Source organism: Cedecea neteri (genome assembly GCF_000757825.1).
GTDB classification, from domain to species: domain Bacteria; phylum Pseudomonadota; class Gammaproteobacteria; order Enterobacterales; family Enterobacteriaceae; genus Cedecea; species Cedecea selenatireducens.
On record NZ_CP009451.1, the window covers coordinates 892,837 to 908,229 of the forward strand.

General features: G+C 53.2%; 12 protein-coding genes. 6 read left to right on the forward strand and 6 right to left on the reverse strand.

All coding sequences use genetic code 11. The features are described from left to right. Positions 1-101: 101 nt before the first annotated feature. The gene (locus JT31_RS03955; RefSeq protein WP_158399820.1) at positions 102-2,711 is read left to right on the forward strand and encodes an SIR2 family protein; all 2,610 of its coding nucleotides are present in this window, start codon (positions 102-104) and stop codon (positions 2,709-2,711) included. 292 nt (positions 2,712-3,003) lie between these two features. Here the strand turns inward: JT31_RS03955 and pepT are convergent, their stop codons facing one another. After that, positions 3,004-4,230 (reverse strand): peptidase T, encoded by a 1,227-nt coding sequence (gene pepT, locus JT31_RS03960; protein ID WP_038473552.1) that lies wholly within the window; start codon positions 4,228-4,230, stop codon positions 3,004-3,006. Between the two features lie 284 nt (positions 4,231-4,514). Here pepT and potA point away from each other — a divergent pair, with 284 nt between their 5' ends. From potA to potD, 4 genes are read left to right on the forward strand one after another with little or no spacing between them, the layout of a single operon-like run. Beyond that, positions 4,515-5,651, forward strand: coding sequence for a spermidine/putrescine ABC transporter ATP-binding protein PotA (potA, locus tag JT31_RS03965; RefSeq protein WP_038473555.1), 1,137 nt, complete (start codon positions 4,515-4,517; stop codon positions 5,649-5,651). Continuing rightward, a complete protein-coding gene (potB, locus tag JT31_RS03970) occupies positions 5,635-6,492 on the forward strand; it encodes a spermidine/putrescine ABC transporter permease PotB (RefSeq protein WP_038473558.1) in 858 nt (285 codons plus the stop codon). Before potA ends, potB begins: the two co-directional genes overlap by 17 nt. Then, positions 6,489-7,280, forward strand: a complete 792-nt coding sequence (gene potC / locus JT31_RS03975; protein ID WP_038473560.1) for a spermidine/putrescine ABC transporter permease PotC — start codon at positions 6,489-6,491, stop codon at positions 7,278-7,280. The genes potB and potC overlap by 4 nt, the downstream gene beginning before the upstream one ends. Beyond that, positions 7,277-8,323: a spermidine/putrescine ABC transporter substrate-binding protein PotD gene (gene potD, locus JT31_RS03980; protein WP_038473562.1), complete on the forward strand. Its 1,047-nt coding sequence runs from the start codon at positions 7,277-7,279 to the stop codon at positions 8,321-8,323. Before potC ends, potD begins: the two co-directional genes overlap by 4 nt. Before the next feature lie 695 nt (positions 8,324-9,018). On the opposite strand, the gene cobB is transcribed toward potD, so the two are convergent. From cobB to lolC, 5 genes are read right to left on the reverse strand one after another with little or no spacing between them, the layout of a single operon-like run. Beyond that, positions 9,019-9,840, reverse strand: a complete 822-nt coding sequence (gene cobB, locus JT31_RS03985; protein ID WP_038473565.1) for a Sir2 family NAD+-dependent deacetylase — start codon at positions 9,838-9,840, stop codon at positions 9,019-9,021. A 3-nt stretch (positions 9,841-9,843) separates the two neighbouring features. Further along, entirely contained in the window at positions 9,844-10,755 is a 912-nt protein-coding gene (gene nagK, locus JT31_RS03990; RefSeq protein WP_038473566.1) for an N-acetylglucosamine kinase, read from the reverse strand. Between the two features lie 25 nt (positions 10,756-10,780). Next, on the reverse strand, positions 10,781-12,025 hold the full coding sequence (gene lolE / locus JT31_RS03995) for a lipoprotein-releasing ABC transporter permease subunit LolE (protein WP_038473568.1): 1,245 nt from the start codon (positions 12,023-12,025) through the stop codon (positions 10,781-10,783). Then, on the reverse strand, positions 12,025-12,729 hold the full coding sequence (gene lolD / locus JT31_RS04000) for a lipoprotein-releasing ABC transporter ATP-binding protein LolD (protein ID WP_038473571.1): 705 nt from the start codon (positions 12,727-12,729) through the stop codon (positions 12,025-12,027). The genes lolE and lolD overlap by 1 nt, the downstream gene beginning before the upstream one ends. Then, positions 12,722-13,921 carry a lipoprotein-releasing ABC transporter permease subunit LolC gene (gene lolC / locus JT31_RS04005; protein ID WP_038473572.1) on the reverse strand — a complete coding sequence of 400 codons (1,200 nt, stop codon included), beginning with the start codon at positions 13,919-13,921 and terminating at the stop codon, positions 12,722-12,724. Before lolC ends, lolD begins: the two co-directional genes overlap by 8 nt. Positions 13,922-14,155: 234 nt before the next feature. Here lolC and JT31_RS04010 point away from each other — a divergent pair, with 234 nt between their 5' ends. Then, positions 14,156-15,220, forward strand: a complete 1,065-nt coding sequence (locus JT31_RS04010; protein WP_038473574.1) for an acyltransferase family protein — start codon at positions 14,156-14,158, stop codon at positions 15,218-15,220. The last annotated feature ends 173 nt before the right edge of the window (positions 15,221-15,393 follow it).

The following is a 15,393-nucleotide window of genomic DNA, read 5'->3' on the forward strand; positions in this document are numbered from 1 at the left end:
AGCGTTCATCATATTTTAAGATAAACTCCAGTACATTCATTAACAGTATCTTGATTCGCAAACAAAATATAATTTTCTATATTCTATATAAGGAACATGCTTTGAAAACCTCAGAACTAATTGAACAAATGCCATCAAAACGTAGAACCTTAAAAGATTTAGCCACTTATATTAAAACAAAATCCGGTAATAGTCCAAATTATTCTATGTTTTTAGGAGCAGGAGCTTCGGTCACATCTGGAATAAGTTCCGGTACGCAATTGGTTGAAGAATGGAGAAAGGAAATTTATGAGCTTTCCTCCTCATCTACATATACAGATGTGAAAACTGCCAGACAATATTTAATTGACAAAGAGTCGTCGTGGTATGACCCAACCAATGAATACTCTTCTTTATTTCAAAAGAAGTTTGATTTACCTACACAACGAAGAAGGTTTGTGGAGAAACAGGTTGATTCCAAGCTCCCATCAATAGGTTATTCATATTTAGTCAGTCTTTTTCAAAGTGCATATTTTGATACGGTTTTCACAACAAATTTTGATGACCTAATAAATGAAGCTTTCTATCAATTTTCTAGAGAGCGCCCAACACTATGCGCACATGATTCATCAATAAAAGGTGTTTCCGTAAACTCTTCAAGACCAAAAATAATCAAGGTTCATGGCGATTATCTTTTTGATAGTATTAAAAGCACTCTAAATGAGACAGAGTCTCTTGAAATTAACACCAGAGAAAAACTAATTGAGTTCACAAAAAAATATGGGATTGTATTTATTGGTTATGCTGGTAATGATAGATCTATCATTGACGTTATCAATTACCTTTTAAGGCAGGATGAGTTCTTAGGGAATGGTATTTATTGGTGCATTAGAAAAGATGACGAAATAAACCCAGATCTACACAAGATATTAAAACGAGAAAGGGTTTATTATATAGAAATAGATGGATTCGATGAAGCGCTAGCAGAACTGCATTATTATATAATTGGAGAAGGGCTCTCATTAGAGTCAAATTTCAAGTCTACTAAACGAGAGAGCATGCTTGCGAACTTTATCGAAGACTCACATAATTTACATAAAAACAAATATATATCGCAAGACATTGACAAGCTTAAAAATCATACAAACAGACTAGATATATCTAATTTAATAAATGAATTATCTGGCGAGAATTACATCAATAAAACTGGATTTACAGAAGTGGATTTTAGGAATTTATTATCTCTAGACATGCTCATGAAAAATAAAAAATTCGATGAAGCTGAAAAAGAAGCAATAAAGTCATTATCACTATGTAGTTCTGATGATTTAAAAAACTCGTATCTTTCAAGATTAATAGAAATTTACCATCAACAAGAGAAATATGATCTTGCTTTAGAGCAAGCTGAAATAGCTATAGAGATGGATGAATATAGTATAAAAAACAATCTGAGAAAACTATCACTCTTACGTGATTCAAATAGCAAGATGGAATTTATAACCATATTATTAGATAAATTCAAATATAGTTACGAAATAAAAAATCAATTTGTTTTAGAAAGCTTAAACCATAGATATTCCAAAAACTTTAGGAATGATGTTCCCCTTGATAACTTAATGAAAAAACTTGAGTCAAGCTTAAACATTAACCCTAGCCTTGAAAACATGGCTTGGGAACTAACGCGTAAAACTTTAAAAGCGATTAAGAATACTAATGACAATGCTAAAGAGTACAGGGAGGAATTAAATAAGTTAGTTGAGGACATGAATAAAAAAAATCCTAGCCATATAAATACATTGCATATGAGAATGAACGCATGTATCAATGATGCAGATATTGAAAAGGCCATTGCATTAATTAAAGAATTAGATGACATTTATAAAGTATCATCTAACAAGAAAAAGGAAAGTTTGTTTGAATTAATGATAAACATAAATAGAAAGCTACCTTCATTTAGAAATAGAGCCAAAGCATTGGAGTGTAGTAAAGATCTTTTAGAAAAATATAATGACAAGTTCGAAAAATCAGATAGCGCGCTTCCATATCTATTTAAGGCAGAATACTATGTGTCTTATGATCGTGACTTGAAAATGGCAAAGGATGCAGTATTAAAAGCTTTAGAATGTGATGATATATATAACTGGGCACAGTCATGCTTAGATATACTTATTTACGGTGAGCCTGATTTAGAAAATGGGTTGAGACTATTGGAAAAATGCAAGCTTGATATTAAAGACTCCAAATACTATTTAATGCTATCTCAAATCAGTGTTGGCCGTAAAGATTTTGAAGAGGCAAGCAATTTAATTGATAAAGCTTTGTCATCCGGTTTAAATTATGATGATTACTTGATAAATAAGTCATATATTCATCTTCATGAAGATGCAAATCAAAAGGTATTAAATTTACTTTCAGAAGGAATTTCCGATTTAGCACCAGGTTCAGGAAAAGAGGCTTTAATAATAAATCGTGAGCTGGCTAATAAACGTGTCACATCAAAAATTAATAAAGTTGATGTTCAAAATGTAATTGGTCGTGATAAAAAGGGGCCTGCTAGTGTCGCCGCGCATATCTTACTCGATGAGGAAGTTCCCGCAAGAAGACTTCTCGATGAAATAATCAATAACGATTTTTCTTACTATTATGTATTTGCAGGGTGGCCTGTAATACCAAATAAATATTTAGATAAATATTCGTCGACCTGCATCCATACCGATAAATTGTCAGCTTGACAATGCCTATTGATAAACCTCTGTGCAAGTATATGGGGGTTTATCATCTCTTTCTATATTTTACACGAATCTAAATAATTGGTAGTTTATTTACATTTAACTTAAACATTAGATATGAAAATATGGAAAAACCCACCCTAAATTGATTTACTTCAGATATATAATTAACACCATTCATTTTATTGAGTAGATTATAGGCAGCAAAGAACTTCCTCCTACTGATACAAACAAACTAAAAAAGAAAAGAGGCTCTCGCCTCCTTCCCTTTCAATCACTCAAAGCAAAGCGCCCATCACCCCGCCTTAGCCGTCAGCTCAGCAATCCGAACAATCACCGCCACCGCCTTCTCCATCCCTTCCAGGGTCACGAACTCGTGCTTGCCGTGGTAGTTATAGCCGCCGGTGAACAGGTTCGGGCACGGCAGGCCTTTAAAGGAAAGCTGGGCGCCGTCGGTGCCGCCGCGGATAGGCTTCATGATGGGCTCGATGTCGCAGTCGCGCATCGCCTGCTGGGCAACCTCGACAATATAAGGATGCTCGGCCACCTTCTCGCGCATGTTGTAATAGCTGTCTTCTATTACCAGCTCGATATAGCAGTCCGGGTGCAGGCCTTTGCCGACCTTTTGGGCGATATCCATCATCCGGCGCTTGCGGGCTTCGAACTGCTCGCGGTCGAAGTCGCGAATGATGTAGTGCATTTCGGCCCGGTCGACGGAGCCTTTCATGGTGTTCAGGTGGTAGAAGCCCTCGTAGCCTTCGGTGCATTCCGGGCTTTCGTCCGCCGGGACTTCGGCGTGGATGCGCGCCGCCAGCGACAGGGCGTTAACCATCACGCCTTTGGCCGTGCCGGGGTGCACGTTGTTGCCGACGATTTTGATGGTCACTGAAGCAGCGTTGAAGTTCTCGCTTTCCAGTTCGCCCACGCCGCCGCCGTCCACGGTGTAGGCCCACTCGGCGTTAAAGGCTTCGACGTCGAAGAAGTGCGCGCCCTTCCCGACTTCCTCGTCCGGGGTAAAGGCCACGCGGATATCGCCGTGAGGCACGTTTTTGCCTTTTAATACCGCCAGCGCGGTCATGATTTCCGCCACGCCCGCTTTGTCGTCCGCGCCCAGCAGGGTTTTGCCGTCGGTGGTGATCAGCGTCTGACCCATCAGTTGGTGCAGCACCGGGAACATCACCGGGGAAAGGATCTCATCGCCGATGCCGAGCGCGATGTCGCCGCCGCGGTAGTTCTCGACGATCTGCGGGTTCACGTTTTTGCCGGTGAAGTCCGGCGCGGTGTCAACGTGGGAGATAAAGCCAATGGCCGGGACAGCGTGCCCGACATTCGACGGCAGCGTGCCCATCACCGTGCCGTGGTCGCTGAGCGTGACGTCCACCAGCCCCAACTGCTCCAGCTGCTCTTTTAACAGGCGCAGGAGCTTCCATTGCCCTTCGGTGCTCGGCACCTGCTTAACGCCGGGCCTGGATTGCGTGTCCAGAGAGACATACTGCAAAAAGCGCTCAAGTAATTTATCCATTTAGCCACCCTCGTTTTTAGTGACATCAATTATCAATAAGCCGCAGAAGGCAAATATTGCGTCAGGTCACTTTTAGTCGGTAACGGAAAAAAATAGTTTTCCCGGAACGTGACAAAGCCTTCGTTAAACTTACCCTTAACCGTAGACGATAACGGCCAGGCTTTGTGGCCATCGGGTTTGGCGATCCCCTCGCTTTGCCGTAGAATGCCTGCCCTTACTCAACGTGCCAAAACCCAAGGTGGTTAATCACAAACCCCGTATCCTCCGCTCCGGATACGTCATTTATGGGACAGCGTAAAAAATTGAATAAACAGCCACGTTCGCACGACATGCTGGTCAACCTGGCAGGCGTCGCCAAGAGCTTTGATGGTAAATCTGTAATTTCTGACTTCTCTCTCACCATTAATCATGGTGAATTCCTGACGCTGCTTGGCCCCTCGGGCTGCGGCAAAACCACCGTACTGCGCCTTATTGCCGGACTCGAAAACGTCGATGCCGGGCACATCACGCTCGATAATCAGGACATCACCCACGTGCCCGCCGAGCACCGCCACGTGAATACCGTGTTCCAGAGCTACGCCCTTTTTCCGCACATGACGGTGTTTGAAAACGTCGCCTTTGGCCTGCGGATGCAGAAAACGCCTGCGGCAGAAATCACGCCGCGCGTGACCGAAGCGCTGAAAATGGTGCAGCTGGAAGAATTTGCCCAGCGTAAGCCGAGCCAGCTTTCCGGCGGCCAGCAGCAGCGTGTGGCTATCGCCCGTGCGGTGGTGAACAAGCCGCGCCTGCTGCTGCTCGACGAGTCGCTGTCGGCGCTGGACTACAAGCTGCGCAAGCAGATGCAGAACGAACTGAAAGCCCTGCAGCGCAAGCTCGGCATTACGTTTGTGTTCGTCACGCACGATCAGGAAGAAGCCCTCACCATGTCCGACCGCATCGTGGTGATGCGCGACGGCAGGATTGAGCAGGACGGCACGCCGCGAGAAATTTACGAAGAGCCAAAGAACCTGTTTGTGGCGAGCTTTATCGGCGAGATCAACATCTTCGACGCGACGGTTATCGAGCGCAGCGACGAGCAGCGCGTGCTGGCCAACGTCGAAGGCCGCGAGTGTCATATCTTCGTCAGCAAGCCGGTTACCGCCGGGCAAAGCCTGAAGGTGCTGCTGCGCCCGGAAGATTTGCGCGTGGAAGAGGTTAACGACGCCAGAGAAGTGGACGGGCTGATTGGCTACATTCGCGAGCGCAACTATAAAGGCATGACGCTGGAGTCCACCGTCGAGCTGGAAAACGGCAAGATGGTGATGGTCAGCGAGTTCTTTAACGAAGATGACCCGGACTTCGACCATACGCTTGATCAAAAAATGGCGGTGACCTGGGTAGAAAGCTGGGAGGTTGTGCTGGCAGATGAAACGCTCGCGTAAATTCCAGAATGTGGTAATTGCCACCGTGGTGGGCTGGCTGCTGCTGTTTGTCTTCCTGCCCAACCTGATGATCATCGTCACCAGCTTCCTGACTCGCGATAATGACAACTTCGTGAGCATGGTCTTCACGCTGGATAACTACACCCGGCTGGCCGACCCGCTGTATGCCGAGGTGCTGCTGCACTCGCTGAACATGGCGGCGATAGCCACGCTGGCCTGCCTGGTGCTCGGCTACCCTTTTGCCTGGTTTCTGGCGCGGCTGCCGGAAAAGGTGCGCCCGCTGCTGCTCTTCCTGCTGATTGTGCCGTTCTGGACCAACTCGCTGATCCGCATTTACGGGCTGAAGATTTTCCTCAGCACCAAGGGCTACCTTAACGAGTTCCTGCTCTGGCTGGGGGTTATCGACACGCCGATTCGCATCATGTTCACGCCCGGCGCGGTGATTATCGGCCTGGTGTATATCCTGCTGCCGTTTATGGTGATGCCGCTTTACTCCAGCATTGAGAAGCTGGACAAGCCGCTGCTCGAGGCGGCTCGAGATCTCGGGGCCAGCAAGCTGCAAACCTTTATCCGCATTATTCTGCCGCTGACCATGCCGGGGATTGTCGCCGGCTGCCTGCTGGTAATGCTGCCCGCGATGGGGCTGTTCTATGTGTCGGATCTGATGGGCGGCGCGAAGAACCTGCTGATTGGCAACGTGATTAAGAGCCAGTTCCTGAACATCCGCGACTGGCCGTTTGGCGCGGCGACGAGTATTACGCTGACGCTGGTAATGGGCCTGATGCTGCTGGTTTACTGGCGCGCGGCGCGCCTGCTGAATAAAAAGGTGGAACTGGAATGATCGGACGCCTGCTTCGCGGCGGCTTTATGTCCGCCATTTACGCTTTTTTGTATATTCCGATCATCATCCTGATCGTGAACTCGTTCAACAGCTCGCGCTTCGGCATCAACTGGCAGGGATTCACCACGAACTGGTACAGCCTGCTGATGAATAACGACAGCCTGCTGCAGGCCGCAAAGCATTCGCTGACGATGGCGGTGTTTTCCGCCAGCGCCGCCACGCTTATCGGCTCGCTTACCGCCGTGGCGCTGTACCGCTACCGCTTTCGCGGCAAGCCGTTCGTCAGCGGGATGCTGTTTGTGGTGATGATGTCCCCGGACATCGTGATGGCTATCTCGCTGCTGGTGCTGTTTATGCTGCTGGGGGTTTCCCTCGGCTTCTGGTCGCTGCTGTTTTCCCACATCACCTTCTGCCTGCCGTTTGTGGTGGTCACCGTCTATTCCCGCCTGAAAGGGTTCGACGTGAAGATGCTGGAAGCGGCGCGTGACCTGGGTGCCAGCGAGCTCACCATTCTGCGCAAGATTATTCTGCCGCTGGCGATGCCTGCCGTGGCGGCGGGCTGGCTGCTAAGCTTTACCCTGTCGATGGACGATGTGGTGGTATCTTCGTTCGTGACCGGGCCGAGCTACGAGATCCTGCCGCTAAAAATTTACTCGATGGTCAAGGTCGGCGTTTCGCCGGAAGTGAACGCCCTGGCCACCATTCTGCTGTTACTTTCGCTGGGGCTGGTGATCGCCAGCCAGCTGATTCTTCGTGATAAAACTCAACCTCAGGGGACGTTAAAATGAAAAAATGGCCACGCCACCTGCTTGCTGCGGGCGCTCTGGCGCTCAGCCTCGGCGCCGCTCATGCCGACGACAGCAAGACGCTTTATTTCTATAACTGGACCGAGTACGTGCCGCCGGGCCTGTTGGAACAGTTCACCAAAGAGACCGGCATCAAGGTGATTTATTCGACCTACGAGTCGAACGAAACCATGTACGCCAAGCTCAAGACCTACAAAGACGGCGCGTACGACCTCGTGGTGCCCTCCACCTACTTTGTGGCGAAGATGCGCAAAGAAGGCATGATCCAGAAGATCGACAAAAGCCAGCTCAGCAACTTTAAAAATCTCGACCCTGACATGCTGAACAAACCGTTCGATCCGAACAACGACTACTCCATCCCGTATATCTGGGGCGCCACGGCGATTGGCGTGAACAGCGAAGCCATCGATCCGAAGAGCATCACCAGCTGGGCCGACCTGTGGAAGCCGGAGTATAAGCAAAGCCTGCTGCTGACCGACGACGCGCGCGAAGTGTTCCAGGTGGCGCTGCGCAAGCTTGGCCTGTCCGGCAACACGACCGACCCGAAAGAGATCGAGGCCGCTTACCACGAGCTGCAAAAGCTGATGCCCAACGTGGCGGCGTTCAACTCCGACAACCCGGCCAACCCGTATATGGAAGGCGAAGTAAACCTGGGCATGGTGTGGAACGGCTCGGCGTACGTGGCCCGCCAGGCCGGCACGCCGCTGGAGATCGTCTGGCCGAAGGAAGGCGGGATTTTCTGGATGGATAACCTGTCGATTCCGGCCAACGCCAAAAACGTCGACGGCGCGCTGAAGCTGATCAACTTCCTGCTACGCCCGGACGTGGCGAAACAGGTCGCGGAAACCATCGGCTATCCGACGCCAAACCTAGAAGCCCGCAAGCTGCTGCCGAAGAACGTGGCGGAAGATAAGTCGTTGTATCCGGATGCGGAAGTGATTAAAGCCGGAGAATGGCAGAACGATGTGGGTGACGCGAGCGCGCTGTATGAGTCTTATTATCAGCGGTTAAAGACAGGGCGATAGGGTTTTGCCTTTTCAGGAGAGAAGTCGTCACTTAGTCAGAAACGCTCACGATTATGCACGGCTGCGAATATTCCGTTCACTTCCAGCCCTGCTTTATCTGTCATCACAGAGACGGTGAACGACTCGGGGAAGTCACCGTCACTTCCCCGAGACCCCGGACTCCCGGCCAAATAAATCGACCGCTAAAGCGGCAGACCTCCGTTTTATCTCCCAGTCCTGGGTCGCCTGAGATGCGTTCCCGACGCTCTCAGCCTCCGGCCGTTCCCGACGTCCGGACACTGGCCAGTCGGAGAGAAAACGGAGGCGATTTAAGCCGGAACTGAGCCTCGCTTCAAGCTCATAGCCACGCTGAACATAAAAATTGCTGCAAGCCCCACAGCCACGCACTTGTTCCCGGCTCTCATCGCCCCCGGTTATGACCCAACTCAGGCGGGGTTGAGCTGCCGGGAGCAGCGAAAGAGAGCGATCGTCGGGAACGAATCGCGAACGACCCCGAATGTTTGGGTGATGGCCGGTGGGTTTACCGCTTCAGCGGCGATGAGCTCGCCGGGCGCCGGGGCTGTCCGGGGGATGGCGTTATCCCCCGGACACGTTCACCGTGTTCCGAGCGTGCAGGGGAAAAAGTTCTATGGGTGAACGGAACAACCATCAGATCAAAGAATTCTTCCGGGGAAATAATGAGAGTCAGCCTCCCACTACAACCCCTTCAAAAGCTTATCCACAAACTCCGGCACCACCTGGCTCGCCAGCCCGTAGTGCTTCTCTTCAAACTCGCTGCCGACCTGGCTTGGCTCCAGGTTCAGCTCCACGGTGTGTGCCCCCTGCAAACGCGCCTCGTGCACAAAGCCCGCCGCCGGGTATACGTGCCCGGAAGTGCCGATGGCAATGAAGTAATCCGCGGTGGCAATCGCCTGATAAATTTCGTCCATGCCCAGCGGCATTTCGCCGAACCAGACGATGTGCGGGCGCAGCGCGGCAGAGATCTGGCAGCAGTGGCAGCGGTCTTCCGGAGTAATATCGCCCGTCCAGTCCAGCACCTGGCCGCTGCTGGCGCAGCGAACCTTCAGTAACTCGCCGTGCATGTGGATGACGTTTTTACTGCCCGCGCGTTCGTGGAGGTTGTCGATGTTCTGGGTGATCAGCACGAAGTGGTCGCCGAGCGCCTCTTCCAGCTTCGCCAGCGCCAGGTGCGCGGCATTGGGCTGAATTTCCGGTTGCTGGAGCTGACGGCGGCGCTCGTTGTAAAACCGCTGCACCAGCGCCGGGTCGCGGGCAAAGCCTTCCGGCGTCGCCACGTCTTCGACGCGATGCTCTTCCCACAGCCCGTCGGCGGCTCTGAAGGTGCGAATGCCTGATTCGGCGGAGATCCCCGCCCCGGTCAGTACGACCACTCTTGGTCTGTCCATCATTTCCGGCCCCAACCTGTCTCTGAAAAAGATACGCTGACGCAAACGTTGGCGCAGCAGGCGTTTGTTCTTCCGAAACCGGCTGAGCCGGTGTTGACGACGAGAAAGCATGACTTACTCCGTGTAGTGGAGGAATGCCGCGCCACGCATACCGCCTGCGTCACCGTGGCGCGCCTGTTCAATACGCGGCACTGCGGCAACCGGCAGCAGGTACTTCGGCAGGCGCTCCGGCAGTTGGGCGTAGATATCGCTAAAGTTAGACAATCCTCCGCCAATCACCACCAGATGCGGGTCGATTGAGGTCAATAAATTGCCGAGGCAGGCGGCCAGCAGCTCCAGGAAGCGGTCCACGTGCTCGATGGCCTGCTCGTCTCCCTGGCGGTAACGGGCAATAATTTCTTTCGCGTCCAGCGGCTCCTGGTAGAAGTGCTGCCACAGCCAGGCAAAGCCGCGCCCGGAGAGGTAGTTTTCGATACAGCCGTTTTTACCGCAGCCGCAGCGGGTGAAGGGAATGTCGCGCCCGAGGATTTCCAGCGCGTCCACCGGCAGGCGGGTATGGCCGAATTCGCCGGTGATGTAGCTGCGCCCGGTGACCGATTTGCCGTTGACGATGATGCCACCGCCGACGCCGGTGCCGAGGATCAGGCCCATCACTACCGGGTAGTTAAGGAATTCGTCGTCCCAGGCTTCGGAAAGCGTAAAGCAGTTGGCATCGTTGTCGATGCGCACGTCGCGCTCCAGCATGGCGCTGAGGTCTGCGCGAAGCGGTTTGCCGCTGGCGGCGGGAACGTTAGCGGCGTAAAGCGTGCCGTCGTCGGTTTCCGGCATGCCCGGAATGCCGATGCCTACCGAACCGCGGCAGTTAAACTTCTCGTCGGCCTGCGCCACCAGCCCGGCTACCGCGTTGAGGAAATTTTCGTAACTGTCATGAGGAGTAGCAACCCGGGCTTCCCAAAGTAAACGCCGCTGCTGGTCGTAAACGCCGAGTGCAATCTTAGTGCCGCCGATATCAAATCCGTAATACATCGCTGCTCCCAAAAGTTAATTGAATTTATTGTCCGCTTAGCACCCTTGCCGGATCGATATTGCTTGCGCGTCGGGCCGGGTACCAGCTTGCCAGAAGGCTAAGGACCAGCGCCGTTACCAGGACGTAAACCACGTCCAGCCAGTGCAGCTCAGAAGGTAAGAAATCAATGAAATAAATATCACCGGACAGGAAATTGTGCCCGATGAGTTTTTCAATCACGCCGATGATGTTGGTCAGCTGCCATGAGGCAAGCACGCCGACCACCACACCGCTGACGCTGCCCAGCAGCCCGGCCAGCAGCCCGTACCAGACAAAAATAGCGCGGATCAGGCCGTCTTTGGCCCCCAGCGTACGCAGCACCGCGATGTCGCTGCTCTTGTCTTTCACCGCCATGACCAGCGTGGAAACGATGTTAAAGCAGGCAACGCCGATGACTAATACCATCGCCAGGTACATGATGGCGCGGATCATCTGGATGTCACGGTACATATAGCCGTAGGTGCCGATCCAGCTTGAAATATAGACGTAGGAATTGGTGGCTTCGCCCGCGTCATGCACCAGCTTTTGCGCATTAAAGACGTCGTCTACCTTGATGGAGATCCCGGTGACGCTGTTGCCCATATCCAGGTAACCCTGCGCATCCTGCATCGGCACCATCGCCAGGCTGTGGTCAAGCTGGCCGCTGAGCGCCAGAATACCTGCCACCTGAAGGCGCACGCGCTTGGGCTGCATCAGCTTGGTGCCGCCGTCGTTGTTGGGGATCATGATAGACACCCAGTCGCCCTGCTTCACCTTGAGCGCGTCCGCGACGCCTTTGCCCATGATGATTTGCTGCTGCCCGGCCTTGAAGTTTGCCCAGGCATTGTTCTGGACGTATTGCGGCAAGGCGCTCAGGCGAGTTTCCTGAGCCGGATCAACGCCCTTCACTTCGACTGCACGCAGGTTTGCTCCGCTTTCCACCAGCCCGGTAAAGCTGATATACGGCGCGGCGGCCAGGATACCTTTTACTTTTTCAACTTTAGGCAGCACGTCCTGCCAGTTGGTAAACGGCTGGTTGACCGGCTTGATATCGCCGTGAGGCACCACGGCAAGAATGCGGTTTTTCAGCTCGCGCTCGAAGCCGTTCATCGCGCTCAGGCCGACAATCAGCACCGCCACGCCCAGCGCGATGCCGAGCGTGGAGATAACCGAAATCAGCGAAACCATGCCGCTGCGGCGACGCCCGCGGCTAAAACGCAGGCCAATCAATAAAGAAAGCGGGGAAGCCATTACTGCGCTCCCATCAAGGTCAGCTCGTGGGTCAGGCGGCCATCGCGCATTTCCAGCTGGCGGGACATACGCTTAGCCAGCTGCAGGTCATGGGTGACGACGAGGAAAGCGGTGCCCTGGCGCACGTTCAGCTCGCCAAGCAGCTCGAAAATACTGTCGGCGTTGCGCGCATCCAGGTTACCGGTTGGCTCATCCGCCAGCACCAGGCGCGGGTTATTCACCAGCGCACGGGCAATCGCCACGCGCTGACGTTCACCGCCGGACAGTTCAGAAGGTCGGTGGCTGCTGCGGTGATCCAGCCCAACGGCGGCCAGCATCTCCAGCGCGCGCTGCTGCACTTCTTCGGGTTTTTTCTTGCCGATAAGCAGCGGCATCGCGACGTTTTCCAGCGCGGTGAAATCCGGCAGCAGATGGTGGAACTGATAAATAAAGCCCAGCTCGCGGTTACGCAATTCCGCCTTCGCCGCCGACGAGAGTTTGCTCATCGCCTGGCCGTTGAATACCACGTCGCCGGAGGTGGGCGTGTCCAGCCCGCCCAGCAGATGCAGCAAGGTACTTTTGCCAGAGCCGGAGCTGCCGACGATCGCCATCAGTTCGCCCGCGTTGATGCTGAAGCTGACATCGTGCAGCACATCCGTTTGCACCTTGCCTTCCTGATAGCGTTTGCACAGGTTGTCACACTGCAACAGGACAGAATTACTCATAACGTAAAGCCTCAGCGGGTTGGGTCGCGGCGGCGCGCCACGAAGGGTAAAGCGTGGACAGCAGAGCAATGGCCATCGCCACAATGGCAATCACCACAACCTGTAACGGCTCGATAGCCACCGGCAGGGCCGCGCCATCGAGCAGAATGCCGATTACCGGCATTAAATTATTCAGCTGGCTGGCAAGCAGCGCCCCGAGCAAGGCCCCGAGCAAGGCGCCAATCACGCCCGCGCCCGCGCCCTGAACCATAAACACCGCCATTATCTGGCGGCGGGTCAGCCCCTGGGTTTGCAGAATCGCCACTTCGCCCTGTTTTTCCATCACCAGCAGGCCAAGCGAGGTAATGATGTTAAACGCGGCGACGGCGACGATCAGGCTCAGCAGCAGGCCCATCATGTTTTTCTCCATGCGCACGGCCTGGAACAGCTCGCCTTTACGCTCGCGCCAGTCTTTCCATTCGGTGCCCTGCGGCAGCGTTTGCTGGCTCAGCACGTCGACTTTGAGCGGCTCGGCAAGCCACAGGCGCCAGCCGGTGATATTCCCCGCCGGGTAGCGCATCAGGCGCGAAGCATCCTGCTGGTTAACCAGCATCTGGTAGCCGTCGACTTCACTGCTTGCCGCAAAGGTGCCAATCACGGTGAACAGACGCTGGCTCGGCAAACGCCCCATCGGCGTGAACTGGCTGGCGGATGGCACCATGATACGGATAGTTTCACCGCGCTTAACGCCCAGTGAACCGGCAAGCTGCTCGCCGAGAATGACGTTGTACTTGCCGGCCACCAGGTCGGCCTGCTTGACGTTGACCAGGAACGGAGAAAGCGGGTCTTTTTCGTCCGGCTCCACGCCCAGCATCACGCCCACGCCCACGCTGCGGGCGCTTTGCAGCACCACGTCCCCGGTGGTCAGCGGCGCAATACGCGTCACGCCCTGAAGCTTCAGGGAATCGGCGGGAAGTTGTTGAGGATTGATGGAGCCGGACGGCGAGGTGATCAACGCCTGCGGCATCAGCCCCAGGATGTTGTTTTGCAGCTCGCGCTCGAAGCCATTCATTACCGAAAGGACCGTGACCAGCGCCATAACCCCGAGGGTGATGCCAATCGTCGACAGCCAGGAGACGAAGCGGCCGAAGCGGTCCGCTGCTCGCCCACGCATGTAGCGCAGGCCTATAAATAACGCGACAGGTTGATACATGAAGTCCGTCTTGTTGCGGGTTGCCTAAGCAAAGATCCTGGAAGTATACGACACCTCCCCGGCCAAATGAATTCCATCGCCTAAATTATTCCCGTTACTTCTCAAGTGCCTGCAACTTTTCCTAAATTTACCAAATCAGCGCCAAAAACAGACAATTGAGGTCGTGATCGCCTCGATTTAACACCAGGATAACAGGCCAATCTTTACTGGAGCCCGTAACGACGTGGATATGGCATGAAGAAAAAGCAACTCTGGATCAACCAAATCAAAGGATTATGCATTTGCCTGGTAGTTATCTACCATTCGGTGATTACGTTCTACCCTCACCTCACCGCCCTCGGGCCAGGCCTGAATCAGTACGTCGCCAAGCTGTGGGTTTACCTCAACCTCTACCTCGCCCCCTTCCGTATGCCGGTGTTTTTCTTTATTTCCGGTTACCTGATAACCCGCTATATCCATGAGGTCAGGTGGCGAGACAGCGTGGATAAACGGCTGTGGAGCATTTTCTACGTGCTGCTGCTGTGGGGCCTGATTCAGTGGGTCGCGCTCACACACCTCAACCAGTGGCTGGCGCCGGATCTCGAGCGCAACCCGGCGTCTAACGCCGCCTACGCCGACTCGCTCGGGCAGTTCGCTATCAGTATGGCGAAGGCCAGCACCAGCCTGTGGTATCTCTATGCCCTGCTGGTCTACTTCGTGATATTTAAAGCGCTGCGCCGCTACCGCATTCCCGTCCTGATGGTGCTGATGGGGATCAACGTGGTCATCGCCTTTGCGCCGTTGCCCTGGTGGGGGCTGAACAGCGTGGTGCGCAATATGGTGTATTACGGTCTGGGCGCGTGGTTTGGCCCTTTGCTGATGGCCTGGATGAAGGACTTCCGCTTTTCGCAACACCCGTTTAGCTGCGCCGCCGTAGCCGTGGGATCGCTGGCACTTTATTTTGTGAACGTGCCGCTGGTGATTTCTCTGGTGTCGATCGTGGCTATCCTGCGCGTGTTCTACCTGCTGAACGGCTGGCGCGAAGCACGAGAAGACGGCTTCCTTAACGTTGTCGGCTCCAACACCATCGCCATCTATACTACGCACCGCATTTTGATTGAGGCGTTGAGCCTCGTCATGCTGGCTAAAATCAATGCCGGTGATTTTTCCGACTCGCTGGTGCTGGCGATTCTGCTGGTCTATCCGTTTGTCAGCCTCGGCATTTGTACGCTGGTTGGCCTCGGCTTCCGCAAACTTTCCGTGGCGCTTTTCGGCGACCTGTTTTTCTCGCCTCCCGCCCAAATCGCCGCCCGTTCCTGAGTATCATGGCAGCCTGCTTCGGCGGGTTGCTTTTGCGCGACATAACCCCCATTTCGGTGATTCGGTTGCTTATACAAAGCGATCGAGGATAATAATATCCAACTGCTTATCAATGGCTCGCGCACCGTTTGCCCTCAGGCAGACGGCACAACCTACGAGATCCTGACGCTTTC

Bases quoted from the DNA above. Each gene is read 5' to 3' on its own strand.
- pepT (WP_038473552.1), bottom strand. From the start codon at position 4,230: ATGGATAAATTACTTGAGCGCTTTTTGCAGTATGTCTCTCTGGACACG.
- potA (WP_038473555.1), top strand. From the start codon at position 4,515: ATGGGACAGCGTAAAAAATTGAATAAACAGCCACGTTCGCACGACATG.
- potB (WP_038473558.1), top strand. From the start codon at position 5,635: ATGAAACGCTCGCGTAAATTCCAGAATGTGGTAATTGCCACCGTGGTG.
- potC (WP_038473560.1), top strand. From the start codon at position 6,489: ATGATCGGACGCCTGCTTCGCGGCGGCTTTATGTCCGCCATTTACGCT.
- potD (WP_038473562.1), top strand. From the start codon at position 7,277: ATGAAAAAATGGCCACGCCACCTGCTTGCTGCGGGCGCTCTGGCGCTC.
- cobB (WP_038473565.1), bottom strand. From the start codon at position 9,840: ATGCTTTCTCGTCGTCAACACCGGCTCAGCCGGTTTCGGAAGAACAAA.
- nagK (WP_038473566.1), bottom strand. From the start codon at position 10,755: ATGTATTACGGATTTGATATCGGCGGCACTAAGATTGCACTCGGCGTT.
- lolE (WP_038473568.1), bottom strand. From the start codon at position 12,025: ATGGCTTCCCCGCTTTCTTTATTGATTGGCCTGCGTTTTAGCCGCGGG.
- lolD (WP_038473571.1), bottom strand. From the start codon at position 12,729: ATGAGTAATTCTGTCCTGTTGCAGTGTGACAACCTGTGCAAACGCTAT.
- lolC (WP_038473572.1), bottom strand. From the start codon at position 13,921: ATGTATCAACCTGTCGCGTTATTTATAGGCCTGCGCTACATGCGTGGG.
- JT31_RS04010 (WP_038473574.1), top strand. From the start codon at position 14,156: ATGAAGAAAAAGCAACTCTGGATCAACCAAATCAAAGGATTATGCATT.